Here is a 1,631-nt window from a genome sequence, read left to right on the forward strand (position 1 = left end):
CTTCCGCTTTAATATTTTTCTTTATATATTGCCCTACTCAAAGAAGAAATTTATTACGCTTACCTTTGATCGTAAACAAGATACATTGTTTGAGTGCATGAATGATGCCTTTTATCACACCGGTGGTGTTCCAGAAGAAATATGGTTCGATAATATGAAAACTGTCGTCGACCGGTCACGAACTCAATTCTCTCAGGTTCATTTAAACGATCGCTTCTATTCTTTTAGTAAAGATGCAGGGTTCAGAACAATGGTCTGTCGCCCTTTTCGCCCCCAAACAAAAGGCAGCGTAGAAGCTCTCGCTAGAACAATGGACCGGTTACGGGTTTACAATCATGAATTTTATGATTCGACAGATCTCATTCGAATCGTTGACGAACTTTGTGATGAATTAAATTCGGAAGTGTCTCAAGCAACGGACGAGATTCCTGATATACTTTGGAAAATTAATGAAAAAGAGCACCTCCATAAGCTAAAAGATGACTTGTTAAATCCTTATTTTGAAGACTCTATTCGCCGTAAAGTCACAAAGGAAGCAATGGTCATTTTCCGCAAATGTAGGTACTCTGTAGACCCTCGCTATATCGGAAAAGAAGTTGACTTGGATCTTTCCGAAAACGAAGAGCACGTGCACATTTATTATAACGGAGAACAGATTCGTTCGCACCCACTTACCACAAAAAGATTGAACTATAACCAAGAAGATTTGGTTCAGGTACTTAAATCAGATGTCATGAGCCACAAAGAAGAAGATGACATCCAAGAACATATTAAACGAAGTTTAAAGCAATATGATTTACTGGAGGTGCCTTCGAATGAGCAGTAACTATCAAAAGCTCTTAAATAACCTTGAAGCCTTAGATTTAAAACATATGAGAGAATATGTACCAAATTATATCGAAACAGCTAATCGGGATGAGCTTTCCCTAACAGAAGCTCTTCTAGAATTAACTAATCAAGAATTAGACTTTCAAACGAATCAGACTGTGGAACGTGTCATCCAGCGCGCACACTTTCCCAAACGGACATCACTTGAAGAATTTGATTTCAACTTTCAACCAAGCGTTAACAAAAAAGAGATTCTAGACTTGAAACATATGGCTTTTATGGAGAAAAAAGAAAACTTAGTTTTCATTGGAAACCCTGGTGTAGGGAAAACACACCTTGTCATTGCATTAGGCATTGAAGCATGTCATCAAGGCTACCGTACGCTGTTTATCAGTTGTCATGAATTACTTTTACGTCTTCGTTCTGCCTTTGAAAAAGGGACCGTCGATCGTGTTCTGAAACGATATGCCAAATATGATCTTTTGATCATTGATGAAATAGGTTATTTACCAATTCAAAAAGTTGAAGCTAACCTTTTCTTTCAACTATTAACGATGCGTTACGAAAAAAAATCAACAATGATTACGACAAATATTATCTTATCTCGATGGGGGGAGCTATTTCAGAATTCTGAAATAGCCGCCGCCATTCTTGATCGCTTGGTTCACCATGTTAAAGTCTTCAAGATTACTGGAAAATCATATCGTATGAAAGGGAAAATATAAATGGACTTCTAAATTAGACTGTCAAAAACCTACATTTTTATTCTGTCATAAACCTACATTTTTATACTGTCCTTGACA

The 1,631-nt window shown here is 37.0% G+C and carries 2 protein-coding genes; both read left to right on the plus strand.

Going from position 1 to position 1,631, the window contains the following annotated elements; translation table 11 throughout:
• On the plus strand, positions 1–826 hold an 826-nt coding region (locus BM212_RS12290; RefSeq protein WP_143744971.1), incomplete at its 5' end, for a Mu transposase domain-containing protein.
• Entirely contained in the window at positions 816–1,553 is a 738-nt protein-coding gene (gene istB / locus BM212_RS12295; protein ID WP_091898825.1) for an IS21-like element helper ATPase IstB, read from the plus strand. The genes BM212_RS12290 and istB, both read left to right, overlap by 11 nt.
• Positions 1,554–1,631 lie beyond the last annotated feature (78 nt).

The organism is Marinilactibacillus piezotolerans, from assembly GCF_900114235.1.
Classification (GTDB): domain Bacteria; phylum Bacillota; class Bacilli; order Lactobacillales; family Carnobacteriaceae_A; genus Marinilactibacillus; species Marinilactibacillus piezotolerans.